Below are 18,068 nucleotides of genomic sequence, written 5' to 3'. Positions count from 1 at the left end.
CCGTAGCGCCGCGTGGACGCCGCCGCGCGGACGGCCGACCTCTGCTCGCGCACCCCACCGACAGGACTGACTGCTCTATGCCTTCGCCGTACTACGAAGACACCTCCCCCGGCTACGGTGCCCGCCCCGCCCGCGCCCACCTGCGTACGGACGCGGAGTCCCGGGACCTCTCGGGCGTCTGGCGCTTCCACCTCGCCCCGTCGCCCGACCGGGCTCCGGAGGGGTTCTGGGAGCCGGGGTACGACGACAGCGCGTGGAGCGAGCTCCCGGTGCCCTCGCACTGGCAGATGCACGGGCACGGCGAGGGACCCGCGTACACGAACATCGGCTACCCCTTTCCGCTGGACCCGCCGCACGTGCCGGACGACAACCCGACGGGCGACCACCGGCTCACGTTCGACCTCGACGCGCACTGGACCGCCCACCCCGCCGTCCTGCGCTTCGAGGGCGTGGACTCCTGCGCGCGGATCTGGCTCAACGGCCGGGAGCTGGGCGTGACCCGCGGCAGCCGGCTCCCCGCCGAGTTCGACGCCGGACCGCACCTGCGCGCCGGGCGCAACACCCTGGCGGTGCGCGTCCACCAGTGGTCCTCGGGCAGCTACCTGGAGGACCAGGACATGTGGTGGATGCCGGGCCTGTTCCGCGAGGTGACGCTGATCCGCCGGCCGGCGGGCGGGATCGAGGACGCCTTCGTCCACGCCGGCTACGACGCCGGCACGGGACGTGGCACGCTGCGCGTCGACGCGGCCACCCGGGACGGCGCCACCGCCCGCCTCAGCGTTCCGGAGCTGGGCGTCGCGGACGTCCCCGCCGGGACGGAGACCGAGGTGGCCGCCGTCGAGCCGTGGACGGCGGAGACACCGCGCCTGTACGACGCCGAACTGGCCACGGACACCGAGCGGGTGGCGCTGCGCATCGGCTTCAGGACCCTCACGGTCGAGGACGGCCTGCTCGCGGTCAACGGCCGCCCCCTGCTGCTGAAGGGCGTCAACCGCCACGAGCACCACGCGGAGCACGGCCGGGCGCTGCCCGGTCAGACGCACCTGGAGGACCTGCTGCTGATGAAGCGGCACAACATCAACGCGGTCCGCACCAGCCACTACCCGCCGCACCCGAGGTTCCTGGAGCTGTGCGACGAGCTGGGGCTGTGGGTGGTGCTCGAATGCGACCTGGAGACGCACGGCTTCTGCTACTCCGACTGGGCGGGCAACCCGGCCGACGCCCCCGAGTGGGCCGACGCCTGCCTGGACCGGATGCGGCGCACCGTCGAACGCGACAAGAACCACCCGTCCGTGATCATGTGGTCGCTCGGCAACGAGTCGGGCACCGGCCGCAACCTGGAGGCGATGGCCGCGTGGACCCGCGAGCGGGATCCCGGCCGGCCGATGATCCATTACGAGGGCGACCAGGCGTGCCGCTTCACGGACGTCTACAGCCGGATGTACCCGCCGCACGAGGAGGTCGAGGCCGTCGGCCGCCACGCCGAGGCCCCGCTGGCGGACCCGGCCGCGGACGCCCACCGCCGTCAACGCGCCTTCATCCTCTGCGAGTACGCCCACGCCATGGGCAACGGCCCGGGCGGGCTGCGCGAGTACCAGGAGCTCTTCGAACGCTACCCGCGGCTGCAGGGTGGCTTCGTCTGGGAATGGATCGACCACGGCATCGCGCGGCGCACCGAGGACGGCCGCGCGTACTACGCGTACGGCGGCGACTTCGGCGAGCAGTACCACGACGGCCGCTTCAACATGGACGGCCTGCTGTTCCCCGACCGCACGCCGTCGCCCGGCCTGATCGAGCTGAAGAAGGTGTACGAGCCCGTCCGCGTCACCCCCGCGGCCGGCGGCCGGATCCGCGTCGCCAACCTGCACGACTTCCGCGACCTGTCGGCGCTGCGCTGCGTGTGGGAGCTGACGGACGAGGGGGTGCCGGTGCTCTCGAAACCGCTGGACCTGCCGGCGCTCGCGGCGGGGGAGTCGGCGGAGGTCGGCCTGCCGGAGATGCCGTCGGTGGCGGGCGAGGGCCTGGTCACGGTGCGGGTGCTGCTGGCCGCGGACGAGCCGTGGGCGGCGGCGGGACACGAGGTGGCGTGGACGCAACTGGCCCTGCCCGCACCGCCGCCGCCCGCCCGCCGCGGGGCTGCGCCCCGCGCACCCTCCCGGCGGGCCGACGGGACCGTCCGGCTCGGCCCGGGCGTCTTCGACGGCCGCACCGGACGGCTGGTCCGCCTGGGGCCGCTGGAACTCGAAGGACCGGTGCTGGACCTGTGGCGGGCGCCGACGGACAACGACCGCAACCCGTCCTTCTACGCGCCCGACGGCACCTCCGCCGAACAGCGCTGGCGCGCCGCGGGCCTCGACCGGCTGCAGCACCGCGTGGACGAGGTGACGGTCACGGGCGGCGGTCTGCTGGTGCGGACCCGTCTCGCGGCGGCGGCCCAGGCCGCGGGCATGACGGCGGAGTTCCACTGGTCGGCGGAGGAGGAGTCCCTGCTGCTGGCGGTGCACGTGGTCCCGCAGGGCGACTGGTCCTGCGGACTGCCGCGTCTCGGCGTACGCCTGGCGCTGCCGCCGGCCGTGGACCGGGTCGAGTGGTACGGCCGCGGCCCCGGCGAGGCGTACCCGGACAGCCGGTCCGCGGCGCGCGTCGGCCGCTACCGCTCCTCCGTGGCCGGTCTGCAGACGGCGTACGTCGTGCCCCAGGAGAACGGCGCCCGCGCCGGCATCCGCTGGGCGGAGCTGACGGCCCCGGACGGCACGGGCCTGCGCCTCGCGTCCACCGGCTCCCCGCGCCTGTCCCTCACCGCCCGCCGCTGGACGACGGCGGCCCTGGACACGGCCCGCCACCCGACCGACCTCACCCCGTCCGACCGCCTGCACGTCCACCTGGACGCCGCCCACTACGGCCTGGGCTCGGCCTCGTGCGGCCCGGAGCCCTTGCCGCAGCACCGCCTGGAAGCCGCTGCGGCGTCGTGGGGTGTCCGGCTGTCGGCCGCCGGAGGCGCCCGCCCCGGCACAGGCGACGCATGAACCCCGGGCCTTGGACTCCGCCTACGCCCCCACGTGGAGGTAGGCGGCCCAGAGGGTCGGCGTCAGCGGGTAGCGGCCGCGCTGGGTGCGGACCGCGGCGTGGAGCGCCCGTGCCGGCTCGTCGTCCCGCGGGACCGGGGACGCGCCGTCGACGGTGTCGTAGAAGTGCCCCGCCACGGTCGCGGAGATGTGGTCGTCGACGCGCCACAAGGTGCCGATGACGTGGGTGAACCCCGCCATGTGGAAGGCGCCGACGACGTGCAGGGCCTCGTCGGCGAGCGCCCGTGGCCCCAGGTGCGTTTCGCACGCGGACAGGTAGGCGAGCCGGGCGTCACGCAGCCGCAGCCGGGCCACGTCCGTGACCGTGAGGGCGGCTGTCCCGTGGTCGTGGAGCAGGAGGTGGCCGGCGGAGACGGCGTCGGCCGCTCCGACGGCGTGGCAGGCGAAGTGCGCCCAGCCGTGTCGGGGAAGTGCCGCCAGCACCGCGGGGCGGATCGCTCGCGGTCCCGTCAGCACCCGGCTTCCGGGGAAGCGGGCGGTCAGCACGGCGGTCTCCTCGGCCACCCCGGGCAGGTCGGCCGCGCCCGGGGTCTCGGGCATGGCGACGACGAGGGGGCGGGGCCGCGCGCCGGGCTGGCCCGGGTCCCGGGAACCCGCGTGCCGCCGTGCGTGGATGAGGGAGCGGACGGTCGGTGCGTAGGAGGACACGACACGGTCGAGGACGCCGTCGCGGGCCGTCGCGCCGCCGGGGCCCGCCGCGTGCAGCGGCAGTGCGGTCAACGGGCCGGTGGGGACCCACCAGAGCCGGGGCAAAGGGCCGGGGTCCTGCCGCGCGGAGGGCGCCGCCAGGTCGAGGGCGTCGAGCACCGGCCGGGCGAGCGCCTCCCACAGCCATTCCAGGGTGGCGCGGGCCGTGCCCTGCGCGTCCTGTTGTTCGGTCAGCGACGCCGCGCCGTCGCCCGCGGTACGGACGGCGGCGTGGAAGTCGCGGACCCGGCGAAGCAGGTCCGCGTACTCCAGGGGCAGGGGGAGGGGCCGGGGGGCCTCGCCGTTCAGGAGCAGCGCGTGGCAGCCGAGCCGCGAGGCGTTCACCACGACGACGGGGCGCTCGGCTGATCCGGCCGAGAGCAGGTCCTCCACCTGCGGGGGCCTCAGGAAGTCGGCGAAGCCGGGGCGGCCCCTGATCTCGGCGAGCAGCGCGTCCAGGTCCTCGGCGAGGGCGTAGCGGTCCTCGCTCTGGAGAGGATCGGTGGCGGTGGCCGCCCTGTCCGTCAACAGCCTGTGGGCGGAGCTGAAGCCGGGGCCCGGCGGTCGGTCCAGCGCGGTGCTCAGCTCCACGTAGCGGTCGGCCGGCGCGGGGTGCATGGCGCGGAGCCCGGACAGTTCGGTCTGTGCGTCCAGGGCCTGGCCGAGCAGGACGCCGCGGCCCTGCTCCAGAAGCCGCAGGGCCCGTTCCGGCCGGCCAAGACGTACGGCGGAGGCGGCCGCGTCGCAGGCGAGCCCCGGGACCTCGGCCAGGTGGCGCTCGCGCTGGGAGCGGTCGATCTGCTGTGACGCGGCCCGGGGCAGCAGGGTGACCGCGAGGGCGAACGGCTCCACGCCGGCCGCGTCGCCCGCGGTGTCCACGGCGGTCATCGCCCAGCGGCGGGCCGCGTGGAGCCGGTCGCGTACGGGAGCCGTCGGGTCGAGGGCCACGCGGCGGAAGCACGCGACGGCGGCGGCACCGGCCGCCCGGTTCCCCAGAACCGCGGACCTGAGCGCGTGCGCGCCGCCGAGCTGCTGGAGGACGGCGGGGTGCAGGCGATGCCCTTCCGGGACGGAGAGCACGGCTCGTTCGTGGACACGTACCAGCCGGCGAAGCGCTCGCCGCAGCCTGAGCCCGGGCCGCCGGCGCCGGGCGCCACGTCCCGCGCGTACGGTACGGGCGGTCCCGGCGGTGTCACCGTCGTCGAGCGCGTCGAGGGCCCCGGGGTGGGAGAGCGCCGTCGCGTCCACGCCGAGTCGGTGCAGGATGAGCGCGCGCTCGATCTCCGCCAGCGCGGTGCGCCGCTCCGCTGCGTTGGGGTGCCCCTTCGGGGTGGCCGCCAGGGCGCGCCGGGACAGCGTGGCCGCCTCCGCGAGCCCCTGCCCGTGGCCCTCGGCCCGGAAGCGGTGCAGCAGGACGAGGGCGAGGTTCGACTGGAAGCGGGGGGTCAGCGGGTGGCCGTGCGGCGTGACGCGCAGGACCTCGCGCGCCAGTCGGTCGGCCTCGTGCAGCAGCCCGGCGTCCCGGTAGCCCTCCTCGGCGCACCGGTGGCACAGCGTCTCGGCCAGGTTGGAGCGGACCCAGGTGTGGACGTCCGTGCCGGGAGCCGCGCAGCCGACCGCGCGGCGCAGCACCTCCACCGCCTCGGCAGCGCCGCGGCGTCGTGGCGCTGGCCGTGGACGCTCAGCAGCACGAAGCCCAGGTTGTTGAGCCGGCTCGCCCGCCGCGGATCGCCGTCGGACGTGGCGGCGAGCGAGGCGCGGGCCGCCGTGAGCGCGCCGGTGAGATCCTCCTCGGACCGGGTACGGAGCCACCGCAGTTGCAGGACGCCGCAGAGGTTGGCGTGGAAGGCGGGGAGCATCGCCGCGCGCTCGTGCGGGAACAGCCCGATGGCGGTGCGGAACAGGCCGATGGCCGCGTCCAGATCGGCGGGCAGTCCCGAGCGTTCGTACCGTGACCACAGCGCTGTGCCCAGGCCGTTGGACGCGGTGGCTCTGATGTCGATGTTCTGCGCGGTGCCGAGGACGGACTCGAAGAGGCCGACGGCACGGTCCAGCGCGCGCACGTCCCCGGTGCGCTCGTACTCCGTGTGGTGGTCGCTGCCCTGCTGGCAGGCCGCGGCCAGCATCTGATAGCCGGGAGTGCCCCAGCCGTCGAGCAAGTCCGCTCACCCGGCCCGGTGTCCCGGGGCGCCCGGTGGCCCTCCGTCGCCGTCGGACTCCGCGCGCAGCCTGCTCGCGAGCCCTTCGCCCAGCGGGCCGCCCGCCCGCTCGAACCACTGCGCCGCTTCCTCGTTGCGCCCCTGGCTCATCAAGTACATGGCGAGATTGGCCATGGCGTCGTTGTTGCCCGCCTCGCCCGCCCTGCGGAACCAGTCGGCCGCCTCGTCCGCCCGGCCGTTCGTCTTCAGGATGATGCCCAGCCGGTTCATCGCCACGGGGTCGCCGGTGGCGGCTTCCTGGCGCGCCGCCGTCTCGGAGGGCAGGGTCGAGAACCGCACGCCTCCGCCCGTCGCGTCACCCGCGGGCGCGTTGCCCGCCGGCGCGTTACCGGCCTCGGCCCGCTTCTGCCTGCGCCTTCGCCGAAACATGCAACCGGCTCCTCAGGTAGTCGAGTTGAGCACGTGCACAGTTCCGACAAGTCTGGCACGCCCCGCCCTGCGGGGGTGAGAACAAAACGAGACCCGAACACCTCATCCGGACGCCGTGGCCGTGTCATGCTGACTGCGCGTGGCCACGGGGGGTGCGAGCGCCGGACCGGCGAGGGGGAGGTACCTGGCATGGCGGGCGCCCGAGCCGACGACGCCGTCATGCAGACCCTGGCCCGCGTGTGCGGCGAACTGGACAACCTGCGCGCGGCGGTCGCCTCCGACGAAGAGGCGGAGTTCGACAGGATCGTCGCCGAGCTGCGGCAGGGCGACGACGGGACGCGGCAGCGCACCCGCGCGGCGCTCGGCGCGCTGAACGAGCTGCTGCGCCGCAGCGGCGTGGCGGGCGGGCTCACCGCCGCCACGCGGGGCGCCGGCGTCGGCGGCCTCCCGCCGCTCGACGGCCACCCGGTGCTGGACGTCCTGGTGTGCCCGCGCGACCTCTGCGCCCGTGCCGTCTCCGCCCGCAGCCGGGCGCCGGAGGCGCGTACCTGCCGGCTCTACGACGAACCCCTGCGCGGGCGCACGCTGTCATGAACGCCTTCCTCACCGAGCTCGGGAGAAATCTCGCGTCCCGCTGGGCGAGCCATCTCGTGCCCGCGGGGCTGCTCTTCCTCGGCACGGTCGCCCTGGGGACGCTGCTGGGCCACGCCGACTGGTACGACGTCACCGCCGCCGCCGAGCGGGTGGACGCCCTGGCCGGCAGCTCCGCCGCGCGCTCGGCGGGCGGCGTGGCCCTCGCGGCGACGGCGGTGCTGCTCGCCTCCGCGGGAACGGCCCTGGCGGTGCAGGCGTTCGCGACCGTCGTGGAGGACTGGTGGACCGGCTCCTGGCCGCGCCCCGCCGCCCCCCTCACCCGCCGCCGCACCGCCCGGCGTCACGACAGGTGGACGGCGGCCGAGGCCGCCTTCCAGCGAGCCGTGGAGGAGGCGGCCACGGCACCGACGGCGTCCCGGGGACACCTCGCCCCCGCCGACCGCGCCCGCATCGACCGGCTCAACGCCGCGCGCAACCGGATCGCCCTGGTGGAGCCCACCCGCCCCACCTGGGCGGGCGACCGCGTCCACGCCGTCGACGAACGGGTGCTCGCCACGTACGGCCTCGACCTGGACTCCGGCTGGTCACGCCTGTGGCTGATCCTCCCCGAAGCGGCACGCACCGAACTGCGGACGGCGCGCGAGGCGTACGACGCGGCGCTGCGCCTGCTGGCGTGGAGCGTCCCCTACGGCGTGCTCGCCGCGTGGTGGTGGCCGGCGGCGCTGATCGCCGCCGGGACGTTCCTGGCCGGATGGCGACGTGGCCGTGCGGCTACGGACGCACTGGCCGAACTGGTCGAGTCCAGCGTCGACCTCTACGGCCGCAGACTCGCCACCGCCGTCGGCCTGCCCACCCCCGGCCCGCTCACCCACCCCACGGGCCAGGCCGTCACCCGCGTCCTCCGCAAGGGCACCTGACCGGCGCGAGGTCGGTTCCCGGCCTTGATCTCATCCCACGCCGCCCGGTAGTCGTCCGGCAGCGCCTCGGCGCGGGCCTCGAACGCCTTCCATTCCCTGGTGAGATCGCTGCCTGTGAGGGTCTCCCCGATTCTTCATCTCCCGGCCTCCCTGAGCTTGTCGATGCGTGTGGAGACGTACTTCCATTTCGCCCAGAACCTCGCGAGTTCCGCGCGGCCCGCGTCGCCGCCATCGGGGTGCCCGTCGAGTACGCGGGTTAGGGTGCGCGGGAGTCCTGCCGGTGGCGCCGGCGGGGTGGCGGTGCATGCCGGGATCCGTTCGTGGCGGGAGAGAAAGTGGCGGCGACGTGCTGAAGCGCCCGGGTGCGTTCTGGCGCACGGTGCTGGCCGCGCATCCGGCCCGCATGGTCGCGGTGGCGTTCGCAGTCGTGATCCTGCTCGGCGCGGTGGTGCTCTCGCTGCCCGTGGCCGCCGAGGACCGTACCGGCAGCGGCCTGCTCACGTCGCTGTTCACCGCCACTTCCGCGGTGTGCGTCACGGGGCTGGCGGTGGTCGACACCAGCACGCACTGGAGCGGCTTCGGCGAGGGGGTGATCCTGGCGCTGATCCAGGTCGGCGGCTTCGGGATCATGACGCTGGCCTCGCTGCTGGCGCTGCTGGTCTCCGGGCGGCTCCGGCTGCGGCTGCAGCTCACCGCGCAGGCGGAGACGAAGTCGCTGGGCATGGGGGACGTACGCCGGGTGCTGCTCGGCGTCGCCGGCACCACGCTCATCGTGGAGCTGTCCGTCGGTGCGCTGCTGGCGCTGCGGCTGCGGTTCGGCTACGACCGCGGTATCGGCGAGTCCGTCTACTCGGGCTTCTTCCACGCCGTCTCCGCCTTCAACAACGCCGGCTTCGGTCTGCACGCCGACAGCCTCAGCGGTTACTCCGACGACCCCTGGATCCTCCTCCCCGTAGCCGCCGCCGTGATCCTCGGCGGCCTGGGCTTTCCGGTCCTGCTGGAAGTGCTGCGCCACCGCGAGCGCCGCCGGCGCACCGGGCGGCGCAACTGGTCGCTGCACACGAAGCTCACCCTGCTCACCTCGGCGGTGCTCCTGGCCGCCGGCACCGTGCTGACGTTCGGCCTCGAATGGTCCAACCGGGGGACCCTCGGTCCGTACGACGCGGGGGAGAAGCTGCTGCAGGGCTTCTTCCACTCCGCCATGTCGCGCACCGCCGGCTTCAACGCCCTCGACATCGGCGCGCTGCACTCCTCCACCCTGCTGGTGACCTGCGTGCTGATGTTCATCGGCGGTGGCAGCGCGGGCACCGCGGGCGGCATCAAGGTGACCACCTTCGCCGTGCTCGGCGTGGCCATCCTCGCCGAGGTACGCGGTGAGCCGGCCGCGGAGGCGATGGGGCGCCGGCTCGCGCCCAGCGTGCTGCGGCAGGCGCTGACCGTGGCCCTGCTGGGCATCGGTCTGGTCATAGCGGCGACCCTCACCCTGCTGACGATGATGGACGCCGCCTTCGAGCGGGTGCTGTTCGAGGTGGTCTCGGCCTTCGGCACGGTCGGGCTGTCCACCGGGATCACCGCGGAGGTTCCCGGGGGTGGGCAGGTGGTCCTCATCCTGCTCATGTTCATCGGCCGGATCGGACCGATCACCCTCGTCTCGGCGCTGGCCCTGCGCGAGCGCACCCGCCGCTACCAACTTCCCGAAGAACGCCCGATTATCGGATGACGGACGGCCATGAGTACCTATCTGCACCATCTGCGCCGGCGCCGCAGCAGGCGTCTCGCCGCACAGTACGCACTCCCCTCCGACGCCCGCATCGCGGTGATCGGCCTGGGCCGCTTCGGCGGCTCCCTGGCCACCGAGCTGATGCGCCGCGACTGGGACGTCCTGGGCGTCGACACCGACTCGCGGCGCATCCAGCGCTTCAGCGACCAGCTCACGCATGCGGTGGTCGCCGACTGCACCGACCCGCAGGCCGTGCGGCAGCTCGGCATTCACGAGTTCACGCACGTGGTCGTCGGCATCGGGACCGGGATCGAGGCGTCCATCCTGGTCACCTCCAACCTCCTGGAGTTCGAGGTCCCCAACATCTGGGCCAAGGCCATCAGCCGGCAGCACGCCCAGATCCTCGAACGCATCGGCGCTCACCACGTGGTGCTGCCGGAGCACGAGATGGGGGAGCGCGTCGCCCACCTGGTGACCGGCCGCCTGCTGGACTTCATCCAGTTCGACGACGACTACGCGCTGGCCAAGACGGTGGCGCCGCAGGCGTCCACCGGACTCCCGCTGGGCGAGACCCGGGTGCGCAGCGAGTACGGCGTCACGGTCGTCGGCATCAAGCGGCCCGGGCAGGACTTCACGTACGCCACGGCCGAGACGGTGGTGGAGAAGGGCGACGTCATCATCATCACCGGACGCACCCAGAACGTGGAGAGGTTCGCGGCGATGAGCTGAGCCGCCCTCAGGGGTCCAGGAACCACCGGGTGACCAGGGCGGCCATGAACGCCCAGGCCCCGAGCGAGAAGATCCAGACGCTCTCCAGGGCGAAACCGGTGACGAGCAGGGCCGCCGTGGCGATCCACAGGCCGGGCAGGACACGGCGGGCGGCCTTGCGCCGCCGACCACGACCCGTCACACGAAAGGCGGGGTCATCCATGGCGAGGCACCTCCGCGGCACCGGGCGGCCGACGAACAGAGCGGATACCGACAGACAACCCCTGAGGAGCTGCGCCCGCGAGGGCCCTTAGCGGGTCCCTGACGCACCCCCGGGCACCTTTGACACGTCCCTGACCCCGCGGTGGCCGGCAGGCGCCGCGGTCGGCGTGGTCACGATCCGTCGGAGCCGTCGTCCGGTGCGCTTTCCCGTGTACGGGTGTGGCGGCGCAGCCAGCGGCCGTGGGCGGCTTCGGCGTGGGTGACGACGTAGACGTCGATGTCGTCGCCGGAACCCTCGATGAGGATCTCGTCCATGCCGCGGCGGACGAGCTGTTTGAGGCGGCTGCGCCGCGTGGCGCCGACGACGATCTGGGTGGCGTCGACCTCCCGGGCCAGGGCGAGGATGGCCCGGGCGGGTTCGTCGCCGGTGACGGTGTGGAAGGTGCCGCCGAGTTCCTCCACCAGCCTGCGCTGGTCGGCCAGCAGGTGCGGGGAGGAGCCGGCGAGGCCGTCGCCGGGGCGGACGTGGACGGCGAGGAACTCGCCGCCGGCGCCGCGGGCGGCGATGCGTTTGGCCCGGCGGATGAGGGTGTCGCCCTCCGGGCCGCCGGAGAGGGCGACCAGGAGGCGTTCGCGGGTGTGCCAGGGCTCGTGGATGGCGTGGTCCCGGCGGTAGCGCAGCAGGGCCTCTTCGACGCGGTCGGCCGCCCACAGCAGGGCGATCTCCCTCAGCGCGGTGAGGTTGCCGGCGCGGAAGTAGTGGGCGAGGGCGGCGTCGATCTTCTCGGGCGGGTAGACGTTGCCGTGGGCCATGCGGCGCCGGAGCGCCTCGGCGGACATGTCGACGAACTCGATCTGGTCGGCGCGGCGGACGATCTCGTCGGGGATGGTCTCGTGCTGCCGGATGCCGGTGATCTGCTCGACGACGTCGTTGAGCGATTCGAGGTGCTGGATGTTGACGGTCGAGATGACGTCGATGCCCGCGGCGAGGAAGTCCTCGACGTCCTGCCAGCGCTTCTCGTGGCGGGAGCCGGGGACGTTGCTGTGGGCGAGTTCGTCCACGAGGGCGAGCCGGGGGCGGCGGGCCAGCACGGCGTCGGGGTCCATCTCCGTGAAGGCGCTGCCGCGGTAGGTGAGGGTCCTGCGGGGTACGGTCTCCAGTCCCTCCGCCATCCTCCGCGTGAGGGTCCGCCCGTAGTCCTCGACGAACCCGACGACCACGTCCGTGCCCCGGTCGGCCCGGCGGTGGCCCTCGGCCAGCATGTCGTACGTCTTGCCCACCCCGGGGGCGGCCCCGAGGTAGACGCGCAGCGTTCCCTGCGGCACGGTCGCCTTCATCCCTTCCGGGCGAGTCGCGCCAACGCGAGGTTGAGTTCGAGGACGTTGACCCGCGGCTCGCCCAGGAAGCCGAGGACTCTTCCCGCCACGTGGTCGTCCACCAGCGCGCGGACGCGCCGCTCGGCCAGCCCCCGGGCCGTGGCCACCCGGGGTGCCTGCTGGCGGGCGTACGGCGGGGAGATGTGCGGGTCGAGGCCGCTGCCGGAGGCGGTGAGGGCGTCGGCCGGTACGCGCGCGGGGTCCGTGCCGTCCCGCGCGGCCGCCGCCGCCCGGCGCTGCCGGACCTGGGTCAGCAGCTCCTCGTTGCGCGGCCCGAGGTTGGAGGCCCCGGAGGCCAGCGCGGCGTAGCCGCCGCCGGGGCCGGCCGCCGAGGGCCGGGGGTGGAACCACCGCGGGCCGGTGAAGTCCTGCCCGAGCAGCGAGGAGCCGACCGTACGGCCGTGAGCGGTGGCCTTCGAGCCGTCGGCCTGCCCCGGGAAGGCGAGGCGGGCGACGGCCCAGACGGCCAGCGGATAGACCGCGCCGACGACGACGGTGAGGGCGAGCAGGACGCGCAGACCCGCCGCCGCCTGCCGGAGGAAACCGGTGATCACGCGTGGACCCCCTGGTGGTCTGAGGTGGACACGGCGGGCGTCACGGGACTCAGCCCAGACCCGGGAGCTGGGAGACGACGAGGTCGATGAGCTTGATGCCGACGAACGGCGTGACGATGCCGCCGAGTCCGTACAGGGCGAGGTTGCGGCGCAGCATGGCCCCCGCGCTGGTCGGCCGGTAGCGGACGCCGCGCAGCGCGAGCGGGATCAGCGCGACGATGACCAGCGCGTTGAAGACGACGGCGGACAGGATCGCGGATTCGGGGGTGCCCAGCCGCATCACGTTGATGTCGTCGAGCTGCGGGTAGGCGGCGGCGAACATCGCGGGGATGATCGCGAAGTACTTCGCCACGTCGTTGGCGATGGAGAACGTCGTGAGTGCGCCGCGGGTGATGAGGAGCTGCTTGCCGATCTCCACGATCTCGATGAGCTTCGTGGGGTTGGAGTCCAGGTCGACCATGTTCCCGGCCTCCTTGGCGGCCGTCGTGCCGGCGTTCATGGCGACGCCCACATCCGCCTGGGCGAGCGCCGGGGCGTCGTTCGTGCCGTCGCCGGTCATCGCGACGAGCCGGCCGCCGCTCTGCTCGGACCTGATGAGGGCGAGCTTGTCCTCGGGCGTGGCCTCGGCGAGGAAGTCGTCGACGCCGGCCTCGCGGGCGATGGCCTTGGCGGTGGCCGGGTTGTCCCCGGTGATCATCACCGTACGGATGCCGAGGGCGCGCAGCTCCCCGAACCGGTCCCGCAGGCCCGTCTTGACGATGTCCTTGAGGTGGATGATGCCCAGCACCCGCGCCGGTCCGGCCGCCGGGTGCTCGGCGACGACGAGCGGGGTGCCGCCCTCGGCGCTGATCGCGTCCACGACGGCACCGGCGTCCGCCGCGGGGTGTCCGCCGTTCTCGCGTACCCACCGCATCACGGCGGAGGCGGCGCCCTTGCGTACGCGGCGGTCGTCCAGGTCCACGCCGGACATGCGGGTCTGGGCGGAGAACGGCACGAAGTGGGCGTCCCGGATGGCGCCTTCCTCGCGTGCCCGCAGGCCGTAGCGCTCCTTGGCCAGCACGACGACGGACCGGCCCTCCGGGGTCTCGTCGGCGAGGCTGGCCAACTGGGCGGCGTCGGCCAGGTCCGTCCGCGAGACGCCCTCGACCGGCACGAAGGCGGCGGCCTCCCGGTTGCCGAGGGTGATCGTGCCGGTCTTGTCGAGCAGCAGGGTGTTCACGTCCCCGGCCGCCTCGATGGCGCGGCCGGACATGGCCACCACGTTGCGCTGGATGAGCCGGTCCATGCCGGCGATCCCGATCGCGGACAGCAGGGCGCCGATGGTGGTGGGAATCAGGCACACCAGCAGGGCGACGAGCACCACGATCGGCTGCTGCCGCCCGGAGTAGGCCGCGAGCGGCTGCAGCGTGGCCACGGCCAGCAGGAAGACGATCGTCAGCGAGGCCAGCAGGATGTTGAGGGCGATCTCGTTGGGCGTCTTCTGCCGGACGGCACCCTCCACCAGGCCGATCATCCGGTCGATGAAGCTCTCGCCGGGCTTGACCGCGATACGGACCACGATCCGGTCGGAGAGGACCCTGGTGCCGCCGGTGACCGCCGAACGGTCGCCTCCGGACTCGCGGATGACGGGTGCCGACTCCCCGGTGATGGCCGACTCGTCGACGCTCGCGATGCCCTCGGTCACCTCGCCGTCGCCCGGCACGACCTGGCCGGCCTCGACGACGACCACGTCGCCCACGCGCAACTCCGCGCCCGGCACCCGTTCCTCGGTGCCGTCGGCGCTCAGCCGCCGCGCCACCGTCTCCTGTTTGGCCTTCCGCAGCGTGGCCGCCTGCGCGCGTCCCCGCCCCTCGGCGACCGCTTCCGCGAGGTTGGCGAAGACCACCGTGGCCCACAGCCACACCGCGGTGGCCACCGAGAAGGCACTGGCGTGCCGGATGGCGAAGACCGTGGCGAGGACGGAGCCCACCCACACCACGAACATCACCGGGGCCCGCACCACGTGCCGTACGTCCAGCTTCCGGAACGCGTCCGGGAGTGAGACCAGCAGTTGCCTCGGGTGGAAGAGACCGGCCGTGACCCGGCCCGCTCCCGGCGGCGGGGGTGTGCCCGGGCTCATGACAGCCCCTCCGCGAGCGGGCCGAGCGCGAGCGCGGGGAAGAAGGCCAGCCCGGCCACGATGACCACGACGCCGACCAGCAGGAGGACGAAGAGCGGCCGGTGGGTCGGCAGCGTGCCCTCGTCGACCGGGACCGGCCGCCCGCGGGCCAGGGAGCCCGCGAGGGCGAGGGCGAAGACGATCGGCAGGAACCGGCCGACGAGCATGGCAAGACCCAGCGCGGCGTTGTAGAAGTCGGTGTCCGCGCTCAGCCCGGCGAAGGCGCTGCCGTTGTTGTTGCCGGCCGAGGCGAAGGCGTACAGCACCTCGGACAGGCCGTGCGGCCCGGGGTTGAGGAGGGACTCGCGCGGCCCGGGGAAACCGAGGGCCAGTCCGGTGCCCAGCAGCACCGCGAGCGGCATCGCCAGCACGTACAGCGCGACGTACGTGATCTCGCGGCCGCGGATCTTCTTGCCCAGGTACTCGGGCGTGCGGCCCACCATGAGCCCCGCCAGGAACACCGCCAGCACGGCCATGACGAGCATTCCGTACAGGCCCGATCCCGCTCCCCCCGGCGACACCTCCCCCAGCAGCATGTTCAGCAGCAGCACCCCGCCGCCGAGCGCGGTGTAGCTGTCGTGGGCCGAGTCCACCGCCCCGCTGGAGGTCATGGTCGTCGCGTGGGCGAACAGCGCCGAGTTCCACACGCCGAAGCGCTGCTCCTTGCCCTCCAGGGACGCGCCCACGGCCTGCGGCACGCTGCCCGGATGCGCGACCTCGGCGGCGGTCACCGCCGCCAGCCCGCCCGCCCACAGGACCGCCATCGCGGCCAGGACCGCCCATCCCTGACGGGTGCTGCCGGCCATCCGCCCGAAGGTCCGGGGCAGCGCGCTCGGGATGAGCAGCAGGAGGAAGATCTCGAAGAGGTTCGTGAACGGGTTCGGGTTCTCGAAGGGATGCGCGGAGTTGGCGTTGAAGAACCCGCCCCCGTTCGTCCCCAGCTCCTTGATCGCCTCCTGCGAGGCGACCGGCCCGCCGACGAGCGCCTGCACCCCGCCGCCCGCCGTACGCACCTCCTCGGGGCCGGCGAAGTTCTGCACCACGCCCCCGGCGACCAGCACGACCGCGGCCACGAACGCCAGCGGCAGCAGGATGCGCACCGTGCCGCGCACGAGGTCGACCCAGAAGTTGCCGATCTGGTCGGTCCGGGACCGGGCCAGCCCGCGCACCAGGGCGACGGCCACCGCCATGCCGACCGCCGCCGACAGGAAGTTCTGCACCGCGAGACCGGCCATCTGCACCAGGTGGCCCAGCGTGGATTCTCCGGCGTACCACTGCCAGTTCGTGTTCGTCACGAACGACACGGCGGTGTTGAACGCCCCGGCGGCCGGGACGGCCCCGAATCCCAGCGAGAGCGGGAGCACGCCCTGCACCCGCAGGAAGGCGTACAGGAAGAGCACCGACACCGCGGAGAACCCCAGCAGCGACAGCGCGTACGCGGTCCACCGCTGCTCGCTGTCCGGAGCGACCCGCACCACCCGGTACACCAGCCGCTCGACGGCCAGGTGCCGCCGGCCGGTGTACACCCGCGCCATGTACTCGCCCATCGGCACGTGGGCCACCGCCAGCGCGACCACCAGCACGCCGATCGTCGTCAGACCGGCGGCGGCGTCGCTCATCAGAACCGGTCCGGGAAGAGCAGGGCGAGGACGAGGTAGAGCAGCAGGCCGGCCGAGGCGATCAGGCCGACCGTGTTCTCCGCGTTCACCGGCGCTCGGCCCCCTTCACCACCAGGACCAGCAGACCGAAGAACGCGACGGTCACGGCGACGAAGACCACATCGGCCATCGGCGATCTCCTGAGGGACGGTGCCGGCACGTGTCGCCCGGCACACGCCGACGACCAGGCCCAGCCGTACCACGCCCGGGCCGCGGTCCAGGCCAGACGCCGCCGCGGAGCCGGGCGCCGTCACCGGCAAGGCGTACGGTCCGCGTGCCCGCCGCCCGCGGCAGGCCACACCGGCACGTCGCGGACCCGCGCCCCGGCGCGGTGGCGGCCGGCGCGCGTGCGGATCGACGTGGCCGTGGCCTGGAAGAACCTGACGCCGGTCATCGGGCCGGGCATCGTGCCCGGGGTCACCGCAGAGGTGCCGACCGCGTGCTGACTCCCTCCAGGTGAGCCAAACCGTCCCCGGCGGCTGTTCGGGGCCGGTCGAATAGGGCTATGTCGTACCGCCGCAGTCAGCAACTCCGCCGTGCCCGGGCACGTCGCGCCGCGCGCGGTTGGCCATCCTCCGGCCGGCCGCCGTGGACCCGTGCGGGCCGACGCGCTCGCGCCCGTACGCCCGCCCGGCCGGTGGCGGCGGGGGCCGCCGGGTCGGGACCGGACATGCTGCGCAGAATCGAGCTGGTGACGGTGCTGGTCACCGCCGTGGTGGCCGTGGCCGGCCTGTGGTACTCCAACGTTCAGGTCAACCAGGTGCGGCAGGAACTGTCCCTCTCCGAGGAGGGGCAGATCACGGACCGCTACACGGCCGCCATCGCCAACCTCGGCGAGGACGCGATCGACGTCCGCCTCGGTGGCTTGTACGCCCTTCAGCGCATCATGGAGGACTCCCCTCGCGACCACCCCACCCTGGTCAACGTCCTGTCCGCATACGTGCGCACCCACGCTGACGAACCCCTCGCCGAGGACGAGGACGTCCCGACCGACGTCCATGCGGCCCTGACCATCCTGACCACCCGCGACTCCGCACACGACGGCACCGCAAGGGTCGACCTGACCGGTGCCCACTTACCCCGCGCCGTTCTGGACGGCGCGAACGCAGCCCACGGCGCACGGCTCGCCCACGCGAAGCTGGGCGGCGCGGATCTGACGGACGCGGTCCTGGCCGGGGCCGACCTGAGGGGCGCCAGCCTGAACGAGGCCAACCTGGAGGGGGCGTTCCTGGGGGAGCTGAGCGGGCGGGGACGCGACGAGCCGGAAGAGGACCGGAGCGGTACGTCACCGGTCACGGCGAACCTGCGGCGGGCGGACCTGTGGGGGGCGAACCTCAAGGGCGCGTACCTGGGGGAAGCCGACATGTACGGCGCGTTCCTGTACGAAGCGAACCTGAACGGGGCGTTCCTGGCCCGCACGAATCTGACGCGTGCGGCCCTGACCGACGCGAACCTGAAGCGCGCCATCGCCCCCAGGGCGAACCTGACCGGCGCTGTCCTGTCCGAGGCGGACCTCACGCACGCGGACCTGCGGAGTGCGACGTTGCGGGGCGCGGACCTCAGACTCGCGAACCTGAAGGGCGCGCGCCTCACCGGGGCGGACTTCACGGGGGCGGACCTGCGGTTCGCGAACCTCGCCGGGACGCAGGTGACCGTACGGCAGGTCGTGTCCGCTCGCATCACCTCGCTCACCGGGCTGCCGCCGCACATCCGGGAGGACCCGGCGGTGCAGGCACGGATCGACGAAGTGGAAGCCGAAACGACGCCGCGCCCCGACGACGGGTGAAGACGGGGAGCGT

The 18,068-nt window shown here is 73.8% G+C and carries 15 protein-coding genes and 1 pseudogene; 6 read left to right on the top strand and 10 right to left on the bottom strand.

The genetic code is table 11. The annotated features are described in order from the left end of the window. Positions 1-77 precede the first annotated feature (77 nt). Positions 78-3,026: a glycoside hydrolase family 2 TIM barrel-domain containing protein gene (locus O7599_RS18370; RefSeq protein ID WP_281623238.1), complete on the top strand. Its 2,949-nt coding sequence runs from the start codon at positions 78-80 to the stop codon at positions 3,024-3,026. 21 nt (positions 3,027-3,047) lie between these two features. On the opposite strand, the gene O7599_RS18365 is transcribed toward O7599_RS18370, so the two are convergent. From O7599_RS18365 to O7599_RS18355, 3 genes are all read right to left on the bottom strand, one after another. Then, positions 3,048-4,391: a CHAT domain-containing protein gene (locus O7599_RS18365; RefSeq protein WP_281623429.1), complete on the bottom strand. Its 1,344-nt coding sequence runs from the start codon at positions 4,389-4,391 to the stop codon at positions 3,048-3,050. Between the two features lie 827 nt (positions 4,392-5,218). Then, a complete protein-coding gene (locus tag O7599_RS18360; RefSeq protein WP_281623237.1) occupies positions 5,219-5,932 on the bottom strand; it encodes a hypothetical protein in 714 nt (237 codons plus the stop codon). Between the two features lie 6 nt (positions 5,933-5,938). Further along, complete coding sequence (locus O7599_RS18355) at positions 5,939-6,361, bottom strand: tetratricopeptide repeat protein (protein WP_281623236.1); 423 nt, start codon at positions 6,359-6,361, stop codon at positions 5,939-5,941. Positions 6,362-6,550: 189 nt separating this feature from the next. On the opposite strand from O7599_RS18355, the gene O7599_RS18350 reads away from it, so the two are divergent. Continuing rightward, positions 6,551-6,955: a hypothetical protein gene (locus O7599_RS18350; RefSeq protein WP_281623235.1), complete on the top strand. Its 405-nt coding sequence runs from the start codon at positions 6,551-6,553 to the stop codon at positions 6,953-6,955. Next, positions 6,952-7,872, top strand: coding sequence for a hypothetical protein (locus O7599_RS18345; RefSeq protein WP_281623234.1), 921 nt, complete (start codon positions 6,952-6,954; stop codon positions 7,870-7,872). Before O7599_RS18350 ends, O7599_RS18345 begins: the two co-directional genes overlap by 4 nt. Before the next feature lie 20 nt (positions 7,873-7,892). Here the strand turns inward: O7599_RS18345 and O7599_RS36900 are convergent. Then, a pseudogene (locus O7599_RS36900) lies at positions 7,893-8,003 on the bottom strand (DUF1048 domain-containing protein); the annotation flags it as partial. 215 nt (positions 8,004-8,218) lie between these two features. Here O7599_RS36900 and O7599_RS18335 point away from each other — a divergent pair. Next, positions 8,219-9,592, top strand: a complete 1,374-nt coding sequence (locus O7599_RS18335) for a potassium transporter TrkG (RefSeq protein ID WP_348652617.1) — start codon at positions 8,219-8,221, stop codon at positions 9,590-9,592. A 9-nt stretch (positions 9,593-9,601) separates the two neighbouring features. Then, entirely contained in the window at positions 9,602-10,321 is a 720-nt protein-coding gene (locus O7599_RS18330) for a TrkA family potassium uptake protein (protein ID WP_281623233.1), read from the top strand. 7 nt (positions 10,322-10,328) lie between these two features. On the opposite strand, the gene O7599_RS18325 is transcribed toward O7599_RS18330, so the two are convergent. The 6 genes from O7599_RS18325 to kdpF form a co-directional block, all read right to left on the bottom strand. After that, complete coding sequence (locus O7599_RS18325) at positions 10,329-10,523, bottom strand: hypothetical protein (protein ID WP_281623232.1); 195 nt, start codon at positions 10,521-10,523, stop codon at positions 10,329-10,331. Positions 10,524-10,693: 170 nt separating this feature from the next. Next, complete coding sequence (locus tag O7599_RS18320) at positions 10,694-11,848, bottom strand: universal stress protein (RefSeq protein ID WP_348652616.1); 1,155 nt, start codon at positions 11,846-11,848, stop codon at positions 10,694-10,696. A gap of 8 nt (positions 11,849-11,856) precedes the next feature. Continuing rightward, positions 11,857-12,453, bottom strand: coding sequence for a potassium-transporting ATPase subunit KdpC (gene kdpC / locus O7599_RS18315; RefSeq protein ID WP_281623231.1), 597 nt, complete (start codon positions 12,451-12,453; stop codon positions 11,857-11,859). A gap of 49 nt (positions 12,454-12,502) precedes the next feature. Next, the gene (gene kdpB, locus O7599_RS18310) at positions 12,503-14,572 is read right to left on the bottom strand and encodes a potassium-transporting ATPase subunit KdpB (protein WP_281623230.1); all 2,070 of its coding nucleotides are present in this window, start codon (positions 14,570-14,572) and stop codon (positions 12,503-12,505) included. Then, positions 14,569-16,230 (bottom strand): potassium-transporting ATPase subunit KdpA, encoded by a 1,662-nt coding sequence (gene kdpA, locus O7599_RS18305; RefSeq protein WP_281623229.1) that lies wholly within the window; start codon positions 16,228-16,230, stop codon positions 14,569-14,571. Before kdpA ends, kdpB begins: the two co-directional genes overlap by 4 nt. Then, positions 16,230-16,319, bottom strand: coding sequence for a K(+)-transporting ATPase subunit F (gene kdpF, locus O7599_RS18300; RefSeq protein ID WP_281623228.1), 90 nt, complete (start codon positions 16,317-16,319; stop codon positions 16,230-16,232). The genes kdpA and kdpF overlap by 1 nt, the downstream gene beginning before the upstream one ends. Positions 16,320-16,939: 620 nt before the next feature. On the opposite strand from kdpF, the gene O7599_RS18295 reads away from it, so the two are divergent. Continuing rightward, positions 16,940-18,055, top strand: a complete 1,116-nt coding sequence (locus O7599_RS18295; protein WP_281623227.1) for a pentapeptide repeat-containing protein — start codon at positions 16,940-16,942, stop codon at positions 18,053-18,055. Positions 18,056-18,068 lie beyond the last annotated feature (13 nt).

This window comes from Streptomyces sp. WMMC500, assembly GCF_027497195.1.
Taxonomy (GTDB): domain Bacteria; phylum Actinomycetota; class Actinomycetes; order Streptomycetales; family Streptomycetaceae; genus Streptomyces.
The sequence above is the reverse complement of the archived record's forward strand: the minus strand, read 5'-3'. Positions and strand labels throughout refer to the sequence as shown.